The organism is Bradyrhizobium sp. WBOS08 (assembly GCF_024585125.1).
Classification (GTDB): domain Bacteria; phylum Pseudomonadota; class Alphaproteobacteria; order Rhizobiales; family Xanthobacteraceae; genus Bradyrhizobium; species Bradyrhizobium japonicum_B.
The window spans coordinates 5,574,574-5,591,372 of sequence record NZ_CP028988.1 but is presented as its reverse complement, the minus strand read 5'-3'; the positions used below and the strand labels follow the sequence as shown (position 1 = coordinate 5,591,372).

17 protein-coding genes are annotated in these 16,799 nt (G+C 64.6%); 8 read left to right on the top strand and 9 right to left on the bottom strand.

Going from position 1 to position 16,799, the window contains the following annotated elements; translation table 11 throughout:
• Window positions 1-10 precede the first annotated feature (10 nt).
• Window positions 11-1,342, top strand: coding sequence for an ABC transporter substrate-binding protein (locus DCM80_RS26240; RefSeq protein ID WP_257194366.1), 1,332 nt, complete (start codon window positions 11-13; stop codon window positions 1,340-1,342).
• Between the two features lie 104 nt (window positions 1,343-1,446).
• On the opposite strand, the gene DCM80_RS26235 is transcribed toward DCM80_RS26240, so the two are convergent.
• Window positions 1,447-1,836, bottom strand: coding sequence for a VOC family protein (locus tag DCM80_RS26235; RefSeq protein ID WP_257194365.1), 390 nt, complete (start codon window positions 1,834-1,836; stop codon window positions 1,447-1,449).
• A 77-nt stretch (window positions 1,837-1,913) separates the two neighbouring features.
• On the opposite strand from DCM80_RS26235, the gene DCM80_RS26230 reads away from it, so the two are divergent.
• Both DCM80_RS26230 and rnd read left to right on the top strand, forming a co-directional pair.
• On the top strand, window positions 1,914-2,552 hold the full coding sequence (locus tag DCM80_RS26230; RefSeq protein ID WP_257194364.1) for a TetR/AcrR family transcriptional regulator: 639 nt from the start codon (window positions 1,914-1,916) through the stop codon (window positions 2,550-2,552).
• Between the two features lie 390 nt (window positions 2,553-2,942).
• Window positions 2,943-4,091 carry a ribonuclease D gene (rnd, locus tag DCM80_RS26225; RefSeq protein ID WP_257194363.1) on the top strand — a complete coding sequence of 383 codons (1,149 nt, stop codon included), beginning with the start codon at window positions 2,943-2,945 and terminating at the stop codon, window positions 4,089-4,091.
• A gap of 405 nt (window positions 4,092-4,496) precedes the next feature.
• Here rnd and DCM80_RS26220 read toward each other — a convergent pair whose 3' ends face one another.
• The 5 genes from DCM80_RS26220 to DCM80_RS26200 all read right to left on the bottom strand — a co-directional run bounded on the left by DCM80_RS26220 (window position 4,497) and on the right by DCM80_RS26200 (window position 8,125).
• Entirely contained in the window at window positions 4,497-5,879 is a 1,383-nt protein-coding gene (locus DCM80_RS26220) for an aspartate aminotransferase family protein (protein ID WP_257194362.1), read from the bottom strand.
• Between the two features lie 231 nt (window positions 5,880-6,110).
• Window positions 6,111-6,281 (bottom strand): hypothetical protein, encoded by a 171-nt coding sequence (locus tag DCM80_RS26215; protein ID WP_196236032.1) that lies wholly within the window; start codon window positions 6,279-6,281, stop codon window positions 6,111-6,113.
• 30 nt (window positions 6,282-6,311) lie between these two features.
• Window positions 6,312-6,875, bottom strand: coding sequence for a cysteine hydrolase (locus DCM80_RS26210; RefSeq protein WP_257194361.1), 564 nt, complete (start codon window positions 6,873-6,875; stop codon window positions 6,312-6,314).
• Between the two features lie 25 nt (window positions 6,876-6,900).
• On the bottom strand, window positions 6,901-7,521 hold the full coding sequence (locus DCM80_RS26205; RefSeq protein WP_257194360.1) for a GNAT family N-acetyltransferase: 621 nt from the start codon (window positions 7,519-7,521) through the stop codon (window positions 6,901-6,903).
• Entirely contained in the window at window positions 7,508-8,125 is a 618-nt protein-coding gene (locus tag DCM80_RS26200; protein ID WP_257194359.1) for a hypothetical protein, read from the bottom strand. The genes DCM80_RS26205 and DCM80_RS26200 overlap by 14 nt, the downstream gene beginning before the upstream one ends.
• Window positions 8,126-8,196: 71 nt before the next feature.
• Between DCM80_RS26200 and DCM80_RS26195 the strand changes: the two genes are divergently transcribed.
• Window positions 8,197-9,237, top strand: a complete 1,041-nt coding sequence (locus DCM80_RS26195) for a LysR family transcriptional regulator (RefSeq protein WP_257194358.1) — start codon at window positions 8,197-8,199, stop codon at window positions 9,235-9,237.
• Window positions 9,238-9,255: 18 nt separating this feature from the next.
• On the opposite strand, the gene DCM80_RS26190 is transcribed toward DCM80_RS26195, so the two are convergent.
• Window positions 9,256-10,413, bottom strand: coding sequence for an autotransporter outer membrane beta-barrel domain-containing protein (locus DCM80_RS26190; RefSeq protein WP_257194357.1), 1,158 nt, complete (start codon window positions 10,411-10,413; stop codon window positions 9,256-9,258).
• 371 nt (window positions 10,414-10,784) lie between these two features.
• Between DCM80_RS26190 and DCM80_RS26185 the strand changes: the two genes are divergently transcribed.
• Window positions 10,785-10,991, top strand: coding sequence for a cold-shock protein (locus DCM80_RS26185; RefSeq protein ID WP_008551638.1), 207 nt, complete (start codon window positions 10,785-10,787; stop codon window positions 10,989-10,991).
• A 228-nt stretch (window positions 10,992-11,219) separates the two neighbouring features.
• Here DCM80_RS26185 and purN read toward each other — a convergent pair whose 3' ends face one another.
• Entirely contained in the window at window positions 11,220-11,873 is a 654-nt protein-coding gene (gene purN / locus DCM80_RS26180; protein ID WP_257194356.1) for a phosphoribosylglycinamide formyltransferase, read from the bottom strand.
• Window positions 11,873-12,946 carry a phosphoribosylformylglycinamidine cyclo-ligase gene (gene purM / locus DCM80_RS26175; RefSeq protein WP_257194354.1) on the bottom strand — a complete coding sequence of 358 codons (1,074 nt, stop codon included), beginning with the start codon at window positions 12,944-12,946 and terminating at the stop codon, window positions 11,873-11,875. Before purM ends, purN begins: the two co-directional genes overlap by 1 nt.
• 157 nt (window positions 12,947-13,103) lie before the next feature.
• Between purM and DCM80_RS26170 the strand changes: the two genes are divergently transcribed.
• The 3 genes from DCM80_RS26170 to DCM80_RS26160 all read left to right on the top strand — a co-directional run bounded on the left by DCM80_RS26170 (window position 13,104) and on the right by DCM80_RS26160 (window position 16,790).
• Window positions 13,104-13,646 carry a CDP-alcohol phosphatidyltransferase family protein gene (locus tag DCM80_RS26170; protein WP_028136806.1) on the top strand — a complete coding sequence of 181 codons (543 nt, stop codon included), beginning with the start codon at window positions 13,104-13,106 and terminating at the stop codon, window positions 13,644-13,646.
• Between the two features lie 123 nt (window positions 13,647-13,769).
• Window positions 13,770-14,447, top strand: coding sequence for a DnaA ATPase domain-containing protein (locus tag DCM80_RS26165; protein ID WP_257194352.1), 678 nt, complete (start codon window positions 13,770-13,772; stop codon window positions 14,445-14,447).
• A gap of 150 nt (window positions 14,448-14,597) precedes the next feature.
• A complete protein-coding gene (locus DCM80_RS26160; protein WP_257198059.1) occupies window positions 14,598-16,790 on the top strand; it encodes an RNA degradosome polyphosphate kinase in 2,193 nt (730 codons plus the stop codon).
• Window positions 16,791-16,799 lie beyond the last annotated feature (9 nt).

Genomic DNA, 16,799 nt, shown 5'->3' with positions numbered 1-16,799 from the left:
AGATTCTTCGATGCTGTTTTCCCGCAGGCTTGCACTCGGCCTCGCCATGATAGGCACCATGGCCGGTGCCCTCGCCGCCCCGGCGATGGCCGAAGGCCCGACCGAGATCGATCTGTTCTTTCCCGTCCCCGTCGACGGCAAGCTCGCCCGCGACATGGGCACGCTGATCAAGGAGTTCAACGAGACCCATCGCGACATCAAGGCGACCGCGGTCTACACCGGCTCCTACGACGACACGCTGATCAAGACGCGCGCCGCGATCAAGGCCGGCAAGCCGCCGTCCGCCGTGATCATGTCGGCCAACTTCCTGCTCGACATGCAGATCGAGAACGAGCTCACCAATCTCGATGCGCTGATCAAGGCCGACGGTACCACCAAGGAGCAGTTCCTCGGCCAGTTCTTCCCCGCGCTGCACGGCAATGCGGTGATCAACCGCTCGGTCTATGGCGTGCCGTTCCACAATTCGACGCCGCTGCTCTACATCAATGCCGACAAGGCCAAGGAAGCCGGCCTCGATCCGAGCAAGCCGCCGCAGACCTGGGCCGAGCTCACCGACTGGGCTAAGAAGCTGACCAAGCGTGACGGCGACAAGGTGACCCAATGGGGCATCGCGATCCCCTGCGCCTATGATTATTGCGGCTGGATGATGGAAACACTCACCATGAGCAATGGCGGCCGCTATTACAACGAGGAGTTCGGCGGCGAGGTCTATTACGACACGCCCTCGATGCTCGGGGCGCTCTCCTGGTGGAACGATCTCGTCGCCAAGCACAAGGTCCACCCGCCCGGCGCCACGCCTGGACCGGCCGTCAGCACGTCCTTTATCTCAGGCAATGCCGCGATGATGATGCTGTCGACGGGCTCGCTCACCTACGTGCGCGACAACGCCAAGTTCGCCTACAAGGTCGCCTTCATCCCGCGCAACGTCCGCAACGCCGTGCCGATCGGCGGCGCCTCGCTGATCGTTCCGGCCGGCCTCGAAGCCGAGAAGCAGAAGGCCGCCTGGACGCTGATCAAGTGGATGACCTCGCCCGAGAAGAGCGGCTGGTGGAGCCGCGCCACCGGCTATTTCGCGCCGAACATGGCGGCGTACAAGACGCCCGACATGGTCGACTTCCTGAATAAGAACCCCGACGCCAAGACCGCCGTCGAGCAGCTCGACGTCGCCAAGCCGTGGTTTGCGACCTACAAGACCGTGCCTGTGCGCAAGAACCTCGAGGACGAGGTGATGCTGGTCCTGAACGGCAAGAAGCAGCCGAAGGAAGCCCTCGCCGCCGCCCAGAAAGCCGCCGACGAGACGCTGAAGCCGTACAACGCGGAGACCTCGCTGAAGCTGCCGTGAAACGGACGCTCCTCGCACGAGCATCCTTCGGCGCTCCGCCAAGCGGAGCGCCGAAATCGTTTGGGGCGCCCCAATCCCCAAACTGTGCGACCACCTTCGCGGGCTTAATCCTCCGCCTGACCGTGCGCGGGCGGCGGGCTGAAAACGTTGATCGGGTTTCCGTCCGGATCGCGGAACAGCATGGAGCGGTTGCCCCAAGGCATGTTCTTGGGCTGCTGCAACCAGTCGCAGATCAGGCCGTCGATCCGTGCACGTTCGGCATCGACGTCGGCGACTTCGAACTCCAGGATCGCCGATCGGTTGGGCGTGGGCAGCCATGTACCCCCGTGCATCTGCTCCGCTGCCTGCCGGCTGACGATCGCAAGAATCGCCCCGCCGGGGCGCAGCTCGACGTAGTCGCCGCCGCCTTGGGGGTCGGCACCGAGCAGGTTGGCGTAAAAGGCGGTCAGCCGCTGAACGTCATTGGTGACGAGGCGCGTGTACGCGAAGCGCATGGGCACATCCTTGCTGCAAGATAAAATGAACGATACGGTATCGTACTGTTGCCAGATAAGTCAAGCGTCCGCTCGCCATGGCGGATGCCGTTCAATTTGCTACGGTTCTCGTGCCGCAGCCACCACGAGCAAGTCAGCAAGCGATGATGAAACGAGATGCCCGCCCCCCCGACAAGCGCGTCGAGCGTTCCCGATCGGCCGTGCTGGCCGAAACGTACCGACAGCTGTCACAGGGTGGGATCAGCGGGGTCAGCATTGATGCGATCTCTCGGCAATCAGGCGTCTCGAAGACGACCATCTATCGACATTGGCCGTCGAGATCAGCGCTGCTGCTTGATGCATGCGCGAGCTTCGGCACGCCGGCGGCGATACCGGACTCGGGCAGCCTTCGCCGCGACCTCCTCACGCTACTCACGAGTCTTGCTGACGCGCTCCACGGGACGACCTGGAGCAAAGCTTACCCTTCGATCCTCGACGCCGCTGAACGCGACCCGGAGATCGCTGCGGTACAAAATGAGTTGCACCGTAACTTCATGGCACCTTTTGAAGCTGTCATCGAGCGGGCCAAAGCAACCGGCCATCCGTCGCTCCATCGGCGTGCCACGGGCGATATCGTAGCCAGCCTCGTCGGCCCTCTGTTCTTTCGCCGTTGGTTCTCGCGTGAACCCGTTGACGCGCAGTTCGTGAAAACCATCGTCGATCATGCGGTCGGATGAACTGCTCACGACTTCATCGGCGCTGCGCTTTGAGTTTCTGCCGGGCCGAATCCCGTTAACTCCCCGTCCACCATCCGCCCGGCCGCACCGCCGGTAACCATCGCGATTAACAGACCCTCAACGCACCACCGACAAATCTACCGATGTTTCTGGAGGTTTCGCCGTGGATCTGTTGGTTTTCGAGTTCCTGGGGCTGGCGCTGGTCGTCATGTGCGTGATCGTGGTGGCGCTGCCCTGCGCCCGAAAATCCTCGCACCGGGTCCGTTACGAATAGAAATTTCGTCGGAAAAAGCGATTCCGGCCCCGATGCAAGGCTCGAATTCGCATCGAGCCCCTTGACATCACAGCACTTTCGGCAGAACGGCTGATATCAAGTGTCATGGGCCGTTCATGGATTTGATTACCACCACCGCTGACCTCGCGGCTGCCTGCAGCCGGCTGGCCAAGCACCCCGTCATAACCGTCGATACCGAGTTCCTGCGCGAGACCACCTACTACCCGCTGCTCTGCGTGGTGCAGATGGCCAGCGCCGAGGAAGCCATCGTCATCGACACCCTGGCTGCCGGCATCGACCTCAAGCCGTTCTTCGAGCTGATGGCCAACGAGAGCGTGCTGAAGGTCTTCCACGCCGCCCGTCAGGACATCGAGATCATCTGGCATCAGGCCGGCATCATCCCGCACCCGGTGTTCGACACCCAGGTCGCCGCGATGGTGCTCGGTTACGGCGACAGCATCGCCTACGACGCGCTGGTCGAAAAGGTTACCGGCCACCGTCCGGACAAGACCCACCGCTTCACCGACTGGTCGCGCCGGCCGCTGACCAAGGAGCAGATGCACTACGCGGTATCCGACGTCACCCACCTGCGTGACGTGTTCGCCGCGCTCGACGCCGACCTCAAAAAGCGCCGCCGCAGCGAATGGGTCTCCATCGAGATGGAGGTCCTCACCTCCCCCCGAACCTACGACTTCCATCCCGAGCGGGCCTGGGAGCGGCTGAAGACGCGCGTGCGCAAGCCGAAGGATCTCGCGGTGCTGATGGAGGTCGCGGCCTGGCGCGAGCAGGAGGCGCAGAGCCGCGACGTGCCGCGCGGCCGCGTGCTGCGCGACGAGGCGATCACGGACATCGCCACCCACGCGCCGACCACGCTGGAGAAGCTCGCCCATCTGCGCTCGGTGCCGAAAGGGTTCGAGAAATCCAAATGGGGCGCGGACATCGTCGCCGCGGTCGAGCGCGGGCTGAAGCGGGATTTTGCGACGCTGCCGAAGCTGGAAAAGCCGCGCAACAATTCCAACGGCGCCGCCATCGTCGAGCTGTTGAAGGTACTGCTGCGCATGACCGCCGAGCGCCACGCGGTCGCCAGCAAGGTGATCGCGACGGTCGACGACCTCGAGGAGATCGCGGCCGACGACGAGGCCGACGTGCCCGCCTTGCGCGGCTGGCGCCGCGAATTGTTCGGCGAGGCTGCGCTCAAGCTGAAGCGCGGCGAGCTGGCGCTGGCGATCGAAAAGGGGCGCGTGATCGGGGTGCAGCGGGCGTAGTCGGCCAGCACGATCGTCACAGCGGCGGCAGAACCAGATCCTCATCCTGAGCCGCCAGCGCCAAAACCGGCACTGCACACGGACCATGAACACGGTATCGTTGGCTGCGGAGCGCCGCCGGGAGACAGTGTGGCTGCTTGATCCTCTGGTGCGCCTGGTTGCCCGGCGTGGCTCAATACGAGGAGAAAGTATTGGAAACCAAACACCGCATTCTGCGCCGGCTGGCTCGTCAGCTCGGTCAGCAAATCATTCCCTATCCAGCCACCGGCGCCTAATCGGTGTTCATGGAGAGGAGCGCGGAACGCGCGTCTCGAAGGATGAAGGCCCGGCTGGTGGCCTCGCCCTTCGAGACGCGCGCAACGTGCGCGCTCCTCAGGGTGAGGGTCCACCATCTCCAATGCCGCTCTACGCCGGCGTCAGCTTGGCCACTTCCGTCTTCATGTCGTCCAGCACGCCCGAGATCGCGGCGACCAGATCGTCGATATGGGACCTGTTGACGATCAGCGGCGGGCAGATGGCGATGGCGTCCAGCATGTTGCGCGAGATCACGCCGCGCTCCTGCAGCATGCGGCTGGCGATGCCGCCGACCGCGCCGGGCGTTGCCGCGGCCGTCTTGCGGCCCTTGTCGAGCACGAGCTCGATCGCCGCGATCATGCCGACGCCGCGGACCTCGCCGACCAGCGGATGGCTGGTGAGCTCGCGCAAGCGGCCCTGCATGTAGGCGCCGAGCTCGGCCGCATGCGCGACCAGGCCGCGTTCCTCGATGATCTTGAGGTTCTCCAGCGCGATCGCCGAGCCGACCGGATGGCCGCCGGCGGTAAAACCGTGGCCGAGCACGCCGATCTTGTTGCTCTCGTCCGCGATCGGTTCGAACATACGGTCGTTCATGATGATCGCCGACAGCGGGAAATAGCTCGACGTGATCTGCTTGGAGACCACGATCGCATCCGGCTTGATGCCGTAGGTCTCGCAGCCGAACATCTTGCCGGTGCGGCCGAAGCCGCAGATCACCTCGTCGGCGACCAGGAGGATGTCGTACTTCTTCAGGACCGCCTGGATCTTGTCCCAATAGGTCGCCGGCGGCACGACGACGCCGCCCGCGCCCATGACCGGCTCGCCGAAGAACGCCGCGATCGTATCGGGCCCTTCCTTCTGGATCAGCGCATCGAGCTCCTCCGCGCGGCGCGTCGCAAACGCCTCCTCGCTCTCGCCGGCGGCGCCGTCCTTGTAGAAATGCGGCGAGCCCGTGTGCAGAATGTTCGGCAGCGGCAGGTCGAACGAGCGGTGGTTGTTCGGCAAGCCCGTGAGGCTGGCGGAGGCGATGGTGACGCCGTGATAGGCGCGCATCCGGCTGATCACCTTCTTGCGCTGCGGCTGGCCGAGCGCGTTGGAGCGATAGGCGATCAGCTTCAACACGGTGTCGTTGGCTTCCGAGCCGGAATTGGTGAAGAACACCTTGCTCATCGCAACCGGCGCGAGCGCGACCAGCTTCTCGGCGAGGTCGATCGAGGGCCCGTGCGATTTGGCGGAGAAGGTGTGATAGAACGGCAGCGCCTGCATCTGCTTGTGCGCCGCCTCGACCAGGCGCTTCTCGTTGAAGCCGAGCCCGACGCTCCACAGCCCGGCCATCGCCTCGAAATAGCGCTTGCCCGACGCATCGAAGACGTAAGGACCATCACCGCGTTCGATCACCAGGGGACCGGCCTGCTGATGCGTGCGCGCGTTGGTGTAGGGATGGAGCTGATAGGCCACATCCCGGGCCTCTTGCGAATTGGGCAGCATGGACATTTGCGAGGATCCTTGAAAGCGTCACGTCGCAGGCATAGCCGGCGTCATCACTCGATGATCAGTCCCTTGGCTATTGCGATAGCGCAGAACTTGCAACGCCAATTCGCCGGCAGCAAGCGCTCAGCAGCGTTGCACAAAGCCGCAGACGACAAAGCCGCGCATCACGGAACGGCACACCACAGAACTGCATGTCGCAGAAACCGCATCTCGGAAACGGCTGGGGGGCCGCTCTCACGCCGCGCCGTCGTCATGCCCGTCGTCGGCGCCGGCTGCGGCTTCCCTCACCTCAACCAGCGCCATCGACAGCAGATAGACCGTCGTCGGCAGACCAAGCCTGCGCGCCTTCTCGGCGGCATGCGACAGGTCGCTGGCCAGCTCCTCGAGCTCGTCTCCCCGTGACAATCCCGCACCCCATCCGCCGGTTGCGGGCGCCTACACCGCAACGACGCCGCTGGTTCTGATCAGTTCGGCGCTGGATTGGATTGTAGCAAAATTCCCGATCACATTCACTACCGCATGCTTATAGGCGACAGCATCGCCCGTTCCCGGCTGGCGGCAAGCCACGGCGTCGGCGACGACCTGGTAGCGATGGCTGCGGTGAAACCCGTCGGCGGCGGTGGCCAGGATCGTCTCGTCCAGCGAAAACCCGACCAGAATGCAGTGCACATTGCGGATATTGGACATGTAGTCCACAAACCGCGACGAGCTGTAGGCGGACGGCAGCGGGTGCTCGAACGTCAGTTCCCCCGGCCGCGGCTTCATCTCCGCGATCCAATCGGTCAGCCTGGATGCTGGATTGAACCAGGCGGCCTGCGCGATGCGCTTCAGGTGCATCACCGGCCACAGATTGCCGCGCCACAGCGTCAGGAGTTCCAGGCAGCGCGCCATGGCGCCGTCGCCGTCGAGGATGACGTGGCGGCGCCCTGGGGTCAGATATTCGATCTGCAGATCCGCGCAGACCAGGATCGGCGGATCGTCGTGGATGGAAGCCAGCATTATGTTGCGCCGAGCTGCACCAGTTTCAGCGGTCGGCGAGCGCGAGGTCCCGCAGCGGTGAGGTCACCGCCCGCCCCGCCGAGGCGTCGAGCACGCCCGGCCGGTCCCAATCGCCCTCGGGACGGATGATCACATAGGGATCGCTGTCCAGCGTGATCGCGTCCGGGCCCGGCTCGATCTCCAGCAGCATCTCCGTGTAGGAAAAATCCGAGAAGGTGATCTTGCGATTATGGCCGAGCGGCTTGGCGCCGAAATGCGCCCAGAAATCCACCAGCCTGTCCTGCGCCTGACCGTAGATCTTGCGAAATCCCTTGCGCTTCACGTAGTCGACGCTGGCCTGCACCAGCTTGAACGAGACGCGCGAGCGCCGGTATTGGTGCCGCACCGCAAGCCGCTCCACCTTGGCGAAATCGCCGAAGAAGCGCACCCGCAGGCAGCCCGCAGGTTCGTTGCCGACGAAGCCGATGAAGTGCGCCGCGACCATGTCGTTGCCGTCGAACTCCTCCTCGAACGGACAATCCTGCTCGGCGAGATAGACCGCGGAGCGAATGGCGGTGACCAGCATGAGATCGTTTGGATCTCGCGCAAGGCGGATGCTGATGGCGCGGGAACTGGGCTTGGCGACGGGAATCCTAGTACCGTGCATTTGCAAAACTCCTTGCTTGAATGATCGCGCCCGGCATGCGCATCGGCTGCCGATGCCAGGGCCGCTCGTAGCACCAGAGGTCGGGCTGGAAGCTTGGGACCGGTGCAAAGCCGGTCGCCCTCATGATGTCGCGTCCGGCCACCGTTGACGGCTGCGCATAGCAATCCGCGCCGCGAAACCTTAGCTGTCGCAGATGCGCCGCCGCCTTGCCGAGACCGGCGATACCTCGCCCCGTCGCCGCGATCGCCCAGATGTAGATGGCGGCGACGTCTTCCTTCGCGGAAGCGAGATAGCGCGTCTCGGGCGCGGTCAGGCAGATCTCGTCGAGCAGCAGCGCATCATGCCCGCGGTCATTGAGAAACAGGAAGGCCATGCCGCCGACGAGACGGCCCTTTCGGCTGAACGTCAGAATGCTCTGGGGATCGAACGTGGCATATCGCGCAAGCTCTTCCGCTCCGATCCGCACGCCCGGCACCAGCCGGTGCGCCATCTGCGCCAGCGCGGCTATTTCGGAAGATTGCGCGCACCGGACGTCCACATCCGGGCTCAGCGGCAAGGCATCGAAATCATGCCTTGCGGCAAACGAGCCCCTTTCCATACCCATATCACGCCTCTATCGTTCGAGGCTTTCGTGCCCCGCTACGCCGAGGAGCTTAGCGGCTGGAGATCAGGAGTATGCACCAGTTATTGCACCGGGGTGCTGCGATGACGCAGCACCGTGAAGAGGCCCTGGATGCGTCCTGGGACGATTTGAAACTGTTTTTAGCGTGCGCAAAATATAAAAGTTTCCGCAATGCCGCCGAGGAGCTCGGGCTCACCTCGACCACGCTGATGCGCCGGGTCGACCGGCTCGAGGAGAGCATCGGCTGCAAGCTGTTCCTGCGCGATCAGAGCGGCCTCACGCTCAGCGATGAAGGCACAGCAATGATCGCCGACGTTGCGCATATGGAGCGTCATGCCTTCAACGTCTTCCGGCGCGCCTCGCGATCGTCGAACGACACCTCAGGCACCGTGCGCGTCGCGGTGACGGAGGGGCCCGGCAATTTCTGGATCCTGCCGCGACTGATCGACTTCCAGAAGACCTACCGCAGGATCACCGTCGATCTGCGCTGCGCGATGGAGCAGGCCGACGTCGCACGGCTTGAATCGGACATCGCGATCCAGCTCGAGCCGCCGACCAATCCCGACCTGATCGTCACCAAGCTCGGCCGCCTGCACATCTATCCCTTCGTCTCCAAGGAGTACGAAAGCCTCTACGGTGTGCCGGCGACCCTTGCGGAGCTGAAGGACCACCGCATCATCAAGCAGAGCGCGCCGCAGGTCGACGACGGCGCCTATGCCCGCGTGCTCGGACTGAAGTCGCTGGAGGGCATCGTCGGGATCAAGACCAATTCCTCGGTCGGGGTGCTCTATGCCGTCGAACGCGGCGCCGGCATCGGCTTCCTGCCGACGGTCTCGATCGCACTCGGCGCGCCGCTGATCGCCGTCGATCTCGGCGTCAGCCACCACGCCGATCTCTGGCTCACCTATCACAAGGAGTTCCGCGCCTCCGAGCGCCACAAGATCGTGGTCGACTGGCTGAAGAAGATCTTCGATCCCAAAACCTATCCCTGCTTCCGCGACGAGTTCATCCATCCGAACGCGCTGGTGCCGATGATGGCGGCCGCGCGCGAGGGGTTTGGGCTGACGGGATATGTCGCCACGACGCCGGCTTGAGCGCCGGCGGGCTTGAGCTCACCATTTGTACTCGAAGCCGACCGTGCCCTGGTGCGACGTCAGCTCATTGCGGAATTTGCCGTCGTAATTGACGTAGAGCCGCGCCACGCTGGTCAGGCTGAGTGAAGCCGAGGCGCCGGCATCCGCGCCATAGCGGCTCTCCCCGATGCCGGGAACGACGATGTTCTGGGTTCCCAGGCTGACCTGGATCGAACCGAGATCCTGGTGGAAATTGTCGACGAACTTGCCGTAGGCGGACAGGTCGAGGATTTTCTGGTCGATGATGAAATAGCGGCCGATCTCGGCCCCGATCATGACGCGTGCGCGCGCGAGCGCCGTCGAGCCGACGTTGAGCGGATCGAGCCCGCCGGTCTCCTGGAACGCCGCGCTGGTGGCGCGTACATATTCCAGCGCCCCCTTTGGCACGATACGCATCTGGTCTTGGGTCCAGTAATAGCTGATCTCGGTCAGGGCGCCGTCGACCGCCGCGCGATAACCCGCGGTCGCAAGGCCGAGACCGGTATCGCGGCTGGAGCGGACTTTGCCGAAGCCGTGCACCACGGCGAAGGCCCAGGTCCACGGGCCTTTGTCGACCGAGCCGCTGAAACCGATTTGCGTCAGGTCGAGCGTTGCCGATTGCAGCGCCAGTGGCACGTCGACGTCGGTGTGGCTCTGGTCGACGGAGAAGCCGAGGTTGACGCCCGGCGCAACGCGCGCGCCAAAGCCGGCGACGCCGCCAACCGTCTTGCGCTTGTCGCCGACGAAGTCGCCCTGCGCGTCGGTGCGGACCGAGATGCCGTAGCCCTCGACCCAGGTGCGGTAGCGCGGATCTTCCGTGCTCGCCGATGCGCCGCCGCCGCCGGGATTGGTCCGGAACGCCCGGTTGAAACCACCCGAGGCCTGGTTGCCGAGCCGCTCGAGGAAGCTGGAGCCGAGATTGAGCGCGCCGTTGCGGACCGACTGGTCGTAATTGGTCGATGTCGGCGTCGGGATCGGGGTCGGTGACGGCGTGGGTGTCGGGGTCGGCGTGGGCGTCGGGCTTTGCGCCAGGACGGGCGATATGGCCGACATCATCACGACGATCGCAAACGCCATCGCGATCGCTGCCGCGACCCTGCCGACGCGGCCACGCCCGATCGTCTGCCGTGTCCCGGAGGGCTGCGATGTGCAGCACATGACGACAAATCCCGAAAGCCAATGGCGACGCGCAAGATGCAACGCGCACGCAAGCCGCGATTTGGGCCGAACTGCTGGGGAGGGTCAACCGCTTAGCATGCCGGCACGCAGGCTATTGCCTCGATTGTGGTTCCGCCGCCACAGGTCGGAAATTGCAGATCGGCCCGGCCTGCCTGCCCTTGAAATTCGCGCTCTGCTTGCTAACGCGCGATTTTCATGTTGCAATATCGGACACAATCGGAATTGGCCGCTCGACTGTGCGTTTCGCGACATTGCGCCTCAAGACTCGAACAGACTTCCGGAAGCCCGTTTGTGGCGTGGCACGCGAAAAGCGGCCGCGTCTTTTTTGTATCTAGTGGAGGAGACTAGCGATGCCGCAAAAGGGCACCGTCAAATGGTTCAACCCGACCAAGGGCTATGGGTTCATCAAGCCGAACGGTGGCGACAAGGATGTCTTCGTTCACATCTCCGCCGTCGAGCGCGCCGGACTCTCGACCCTCAACGAAAACCAGGTGGTTGAATACGACCTCGTGGAGAACCGCGGCAAATCCTCCGCGGAGAACCTCAAGGTCTCCTGATCGTTCTCGCGGTACGCCGAGAGATCATGACGTTGCCCCCGGCTCTGCCGGGGGATTTTGTTTGGGGGGCCGCGAAGTGAAGGGCTCGCTCGTGGCCTGGGCTCATCGTACGGCGCGCCCGCCACAAGTTCCGTCATTGCGAGCGAAGCGAAGCAATCCAGAATCTCTCAGCGGATCGATTCTGGATTGCTTCGTCGCGAGAGCTCCTCGCAATGACGGGGCATCGTTTCAGCTCACCACCGGCGCCACTAGAAAGTTCTCCGACGGCCCGCTTCCATCGGTCTTGCAGACATCGCCCTCGATCCGGACCTTGCCGGTCGCAAGCAGCCGCAGTGCCTCGGGATAGATGCGGTGCTCGACCTCGAGGATGCGCTCCGACAGGGTATCTCCGGTGTCGTGATCGCTGACCGGAACCGCGCCCTGCATCACGATCGGGCCGGCATCGGTCTCGGGGATCACGAAGTGCACCGTCGCGCCCGACAGCTTGACGCCGGCGCGCAAGGCCTGGCCGTGCGGATCGAGGCCGGGGAACGAAGGCAGCAGCGAGGGATGGATGTTCAGCATCCGCCCGTACCAGGCTTTGGTGAACTCGGCCGTGAACAGGCGCATGAAGCCGCCGAGACAAATCAGCTCGATGCCGTGCTCATCGAGCGCAGCCTGCAGCACCTTCTCGAAGCCGGCGCGGTTCTTGCCGAACGGCTTGCTCTCGATCACCAGCGTGTTCACACCCGCCGCCTTGGCCCGTTCGAGCCCGGGCGCATCGGCCTTGTTGGAGATGACGAGCGAGATCTCCGCCGGGAAATCGGCCGAGCTCGCGGCCCTGATCAGTGCGGCCATGTTGGAGCCGCGGCCGGAGATCAGGATGGCGACGCGACGCTTCATCACAGCGCCAGATCGAGATGGCCGTTATAGACGACGCGGTGCTCGCCCTCGGCCGGGATCACGGTGCCAAGCTGCGCCACGGTCTCGCCGGCGTCGGTGAAGACCTCGATCACCCGATCGACCTTGTCGGGCTCGACGATCGCGATCATGCCGATGCCGCAATTGAAGGTGCGCAGCATCTCCAGCTCGGCGATGCCGGCCTGCGCCGCCAGCCATTTGAACACCGGCAGCACCGGCAGGCGCGCGAGGTCGATGCCGACCCCAAGGTCCTTCGGCAGCACGCGCGGAATGTTGTCGGTAAAGCCGCCGCCGGTGATGTGGGCAAGCCCCTTCACCGCGCCGGTCTCGCGGATCGCGCGCAGGCAGGACTTGACGTAAAGCCGTGTGGGCGTCAGCAGCGCGCCGCCGAGCGTCATCACGGGTGCGAACGGGGCCTGCGCGGCGAAGCCGAGGCCGGATTGTTCCACGATCTTGCGGACCAGCGAAAAGCCGTTGGAATGCACGCCCGACGAGGCAAGGCCGATCACGGCGTCGCCCGCCGCGATATCCTTGCGCGGCAGCAGCGTGCCCCGCTCCGCGGCGCCGACGGCAAAGCCGCCGAGATCGTAATCGCCGTCCTTGTAGAGGCCCGGCATCTCGGCGGTCTCACCCCCGATCAGCGCGCAGCCGGATTCGCGGCAGCCTTCCGCGACGCCCGCGACGATCGAAGCCGTGGCCTCCGGGTCGAGCTTGCCGCAGGCAAAATAGTCCAGGAAGAACAGCGGTTCGGCGCCCTGCACCACCAGGTCGTTGACGCTCATGGCGACGAGGTCGATGCCGATCCCGCCGTGCAGCCCGGTCTCGATCGCGATCTTGACCTTGGTGCCGACGCCGTCGGTCGCGGCGACGAGGACGGGATCCTTAAAGCCGGCCGCCTTGAGGTCGAACAGGCCGCCGAAGCCGCCGATCTCGGCATCGGCCCCCGGCCGCGCCGTGGCGCGCACCATCGGCTTGATCAGATCGACCAGGCGGTTGCCCGCATCGATATCGACGCCTGAATCGGCGTAAGTGAGGCCGTTTTTGCGGTCGGTCATGCCCGATTTCCAGTGGGGTTGCGGCTGGTTACGTCGAATTCCGGGGACACGCAATGGCTCGCGTGGCGCACCGCCATATACTATGTAGAGATATCAACCGGTTCAGCCTCCCGAGGGGCCGGATTTCGAGGTAGACCGGGTGCCGGGAAGCGCTTTCGTGAGTATTCCGAACATCATTACGCTGGGCCGCATCATGCTGGTCCCGATCATCGTCTGGGCCATCGTGTCGAGCCAAATGGAGGTCGCGTTCGCCGTCTTCCTGATCGCCGGTATCAGCGACGCCGTGGACGGCTTCCTGGCCAAGCGTTTCAACATGACGAGCGAGCTTGGGGCCCTGCTCGACCCGCTCGCGGACAAGGCCCTGCTGGTCTCGATCTACATGGCGCTGGGCATCTGGGGCGCGATCCCGCGCTGGATCGTGATCCTGGTGGTCTCGCGCGACATCATGATCGTCGCCGCCGTGATCATATCCTGGCTGTTCGACCGGCCGGTCGAGATGAAGCCGTCGAAAGTGTCGAAGCTCAACACGGTGGCACAGGTGGCGTTCGCGGCGCTGGTGCTGGCGGCGCTTGCCTTCGGCTTCAAGCCGGCTCCTTATGATATCATCCTGATGGGCCTCGTCACTGTCTTCACGCTCTCGTCGGTGTCGCTCTATCTCGTCGGGTGGCTGCGGCACATGAGCACGATCGAGGCCAAGTGAGAGCGGATGACAAGTGAGAGCGGACCGGGCGAGAGCGGAAGCGGCCCCGCAAAAGGCCAATTCCGCTCCATCAAGTCGCATTCTCTTCAAACGGGCCGGCGCGCCGGCAGGAGCAAAGCAAGCGTGGCAGGCCGCGTCCATCCCCGACAATTGGCGTTTGCGCTTCCGCATGCGGAGAGCCTCAGCCGGGACAATTTCCTCGAAGGGCCCGCCAACGCGGCCGGCGTGGCCCTGATTGACAGCTGGCCGGAATGGCCGAACCGGATCATGTGGCTCGCCGGCCCCGAAGGCAGCGGCAAGAGCCACCTCGCCGCGATCTGGGCCGACATATCGGGCGCCCGCTCGGCTGCCGCCAACGTGCTGACGGCCGCCGGCGTTCCGGGCGCGCTCGCCACCGGCGCCCTGGTGGTCGAGGATGTCCGGGCGGGCGATTTCGACGAACGCGCCCTCTTCCACCTGATGAACCTTGCCCGCGAGGACGGCGCCTACGTGCTCTTCACCGGGCGCGAGGTGCCGGCCGCGCTCGAGATCGAGCTTCGCGACCTGCGCTCGCGCATGCGCGCCGTGCCTGTCGTCACGCTGCTGCCCCCGGACGACCAGCTCTTCCGCGGTCTGATTTTGAAATTCTGTGCCGACCGCCAGCTCAATGTGGACGAGAGCGTGGTCGGCTATCTCGCCACGCGCCTGGAGCGGTCCTCGGCCGCCGCCCGCCAGGCCGTGGAACTGCTCGACAGCGAGGCCCTGCGGCTCGGCCGTCCCGTGACCCGGGCGCTGGCCGCCGAGCTGCTGCGGGACGCCTGAGGCTCGCCCGCCCGGGAGCCGCGGAGCCCGCTTGACGCCGCCAAGCCGCGGAACATCAATGTCATCGAAACGTCATCGCTGTAACACATGCTCCCGCGGGTTTTGCGCATAGATCGCAAAGTGAGGCGAGACAGGATGGACCGACTTCTGATGGACTCTGCGCAAGCCGTTGAAACAAAAGAGAAAGTCGCGGAAGCCGAGGGCCTGCCGGCGATTGCGGCCAGTCCCGAACGATTCATCAATCGCGAGCTGTCCTGGCTGCATTTCAACCGCCGCGTCCTGGAGGAATCCGTCAATTCCAGCCACCCCGTGCTGGAGCGGGTGCGATTCCTGTCAATTTCGGCAAATAACCTCGACGAATTCTTCATGGTCCGCGTCGCCGGTATCAAGGCCCAGGTGCGCGAGGGCATTGCCGAACGCAGCCCCGACGGCCTGACGCCATCCGAGCAGCTCGCGCTGATCAACCGCACCGTGTCCGAACTTGCCTCCGACCAGCAGGCGATCTGGCGCGACCTGCGCGGCACGCTGGCCGACGTCGGCATCGTGCTGGTCGACGGCAAGGACGTCACCAAGGCGGAACGGACCTGGATCGAAGACTACTTCCTCAACAACGTGTTCCCGCTGCTGACGCCGCTGGCGATCGATCCTGCCCACCCCTTCCCGTTCATTCCGAGCCTCGGCTTCACCATCGCGCTCCAGCTCACGCGCGCCGCCGACGGCAGACAGATGAACGCCCTGATCCGCATGCCCGGCAAGATCGACCGCTTCATCCGCCTGCCGGCCGAGAGCAAGATCGTCCGGCTGATCTCGCTGGAACAGGCAACCGGCCTGTTCATCAACCGCCTGTTCCCCGGCTACAATGTGCACGGCCAGGGCGCCTTCCGGATCATCCGCGACTCCGAGCTCGAAATCGAGGAAGAGGCGGAAGACCTCGTCCGCCTGTTCGAGACGGCGCTGAAGCGCCGCCGCCGCGGGTCGGTGATCCGGCTCGAGATCGACGCCAAGATGCCGGAGCAGCTGCGCAGCTTCGTTCAGCACGCGCTCTCGGCCGCCGACGACGAGGTCTTCCTGGTCGACGGCGTGCAGGCGATGAACGAGCTCTCGCAGCTCACCCGCCTCGACCGCCCCGATCTCGAATTCACCCCTTACGTGCCGCGCCACCCCGAGCGCGTGCGCGAGCACGGCGGCGACATCTTTGCCGCGATCCGGCAAAAGGACCTCGTCGTCCATCACCCCTACGAATCCTTCGACGTCGTGGTGCAGTTCCTGCAGCAGGCCGCGCGCGATCCCGACGTCGTCGCGATCAAGCAGACGCTCTACCGCACCTCCAACAACTCGCCGATCGTGCGCGCGCTCGCCGAAGCCGCCGAGGCCGGCAAGTCCGTCACGGCACTGATCGAGCTGAAGGCGCGCTTCGACGAGGAAGCCAACATCCGCTGGGCCCGCGACCTCGAACGCGCCGGCGTGCAGGTCGTCTACGGCTTCCTCGAGCTGAAGACGCACGCGAAGCTCTCGATGGTGGTGCGCCGCGAGGGCGGCAGCCTCACCACCTATGTTCATACCGGCACCGGCAATTATCACCCGGTCACCGCGCGCATCTACACCGACCTCTCCTACTTCACCTCCGATCCGACCATCGGCCGCGATGCCGCCCGCGTGTTCAATTTCATCACCGGCTACGCCGCGCCGAGCGATCTGGAAAAAATGGCGGTGTCGCCGCTCACTCTGCGCAAGCGCATCATCGAGCACATCCAGGGCGAGACCGCGCATGCGCGGCACGGCCGGCACGGCGCGGTCTGGATGAAGATGAATGCGCTGGTCGACCCCGACATCATCGACGCGCTGTACGAGGCCTCGCAGGCGGGCGTGCAGGTCGAGCTGGTGGTGCGCGGCATCTGCTGCCTGCGCCCCGGCATTCCCGGCCTGTCCGAGAACATCCGCGTCAAGTCGATCATCGGCCGCTTCCTGGAACACGGCCGAATCTACTGCTTCGGCATGGGCCAGGGCCTGCCGAGCGCCAAGGCGGCTGTGTATATCTCCTCCGCCGACATGATGCCGCGCAACCTCGACCGCCGCGTCGAGGTGCTGTGCCCGCTGCAAAATCCGACGGTTCATCAGCAGGTTCTCGAACAGATCATGGTCGCCAACCTGAAAGACAACGAGCAGAGCTGGCAGTTGTTGCCGGATGGGTCCTCAACGCGTATGAAGACCGCGAAAGGCGAGGAGCCTTTCAACGTCCACAACTACTTCATGACAAATCCGAGTCTGTCTGGCCGTGGAAAGTCGCTCAAGGAATCCTCGCCGCGTCGTCTCACGCGCCGGAACGAACGCCATCCATCCTGATCGGGGATT

Coding starts and splice junctions, on each gene's coding strand:
- DCM80_RS26240 (WP_257194366.1), top strand. CDS start 11: ATGCTGTTTTCCCGCAGGCTTGCACTCGGCCTCGCCATGATAGGCACC.
- DCM80_RS26235 (WP_257194365.1), bottom strand. CDS start 1,836: ATGCGCTTCGCGTACACGCGCCTCGTCACCAATGACGTTCAGCGGCTG.
- DCM80_RS26230 (WP_257194364.1), top strand. CDS start 1,914: ATGGCGGATGCCGTTCAATTTGCTACGGTTCTCGTGCCGCAGCCACCA.
- rnd (WP_257194363.1), top strand. CDS start 2,943: ATGGATTTGATTACCACCACCGCTGACCTCGCGGCTGCCTGCAGCCGG.
- DCM80_RS26220 (WP_257194362.1), bottom strand. CDS start 5,879: ATGTCCATGCTGCCCAATTCGCAAGAGGCCCGGGATGTGGCCTATCAG.
- DCM80_RS26210 (WP_257194361.1), bottom strand. CDS start 6,875: ATGCTGGCTTCCATCCACGACGATCCGCCGATCCTGGTCTGCGCGGAT.
- DCM80_RS26205 (WP_257194360.1), bottom strand. CDS start 7,521: ATGCACGGTACTAGGATTCCCGTCGCCAAGCCCAGTTCCCGCGCCATC.
- DCM80_RS26200 (WP_257194359.1), bottom strand. CDS start 8,125: ATGGGTATGGAAAGGGGCTCGTTTGCCGCAAGGCATGATTTCGATGCC.
- DCM80_RS26195 (WP_257194358.1), top strand. CDS start 8,197: ATGCACCAGTTATTGCACCGGGGTGCTGCGATGACGCAGCACCGTGAA.
- DCM80_RS26190 (WP_257194357.1), bottom strand. CDS start 10,413: ATGTGCTGCACATCGCAGCCCTCCGGGACACGGCAGACGATCGGGCGT.
- DCM80_RS26185 (WP_008551638.1), top strand. CDS start 10,785: ATGCCGCAAAAGGGCACCGTCAAATGGTTCAACCCGACCAAGGGCTAT.
- purN (WP_257194356.1), bottom strand. CDS start 11,873: ATGAAGCGTCGCGTCGCCATCCTGATCTCCGGCCGCGGCTCCAACATG.
- purM (WP_257194354.1), bottom strand. CDS start 12,946: ATGACCGACCGCAAAAACGGCCTCACTTACGCCGATTCAGGCGTCGAT.
- DCM80_RS26160 (WP_257198059.1), top strand. CDS start 14,598: ATGGACTCTGCGCAAGCCGTTGAAACAAAAGAGAAAGTCGCGGAAGCC.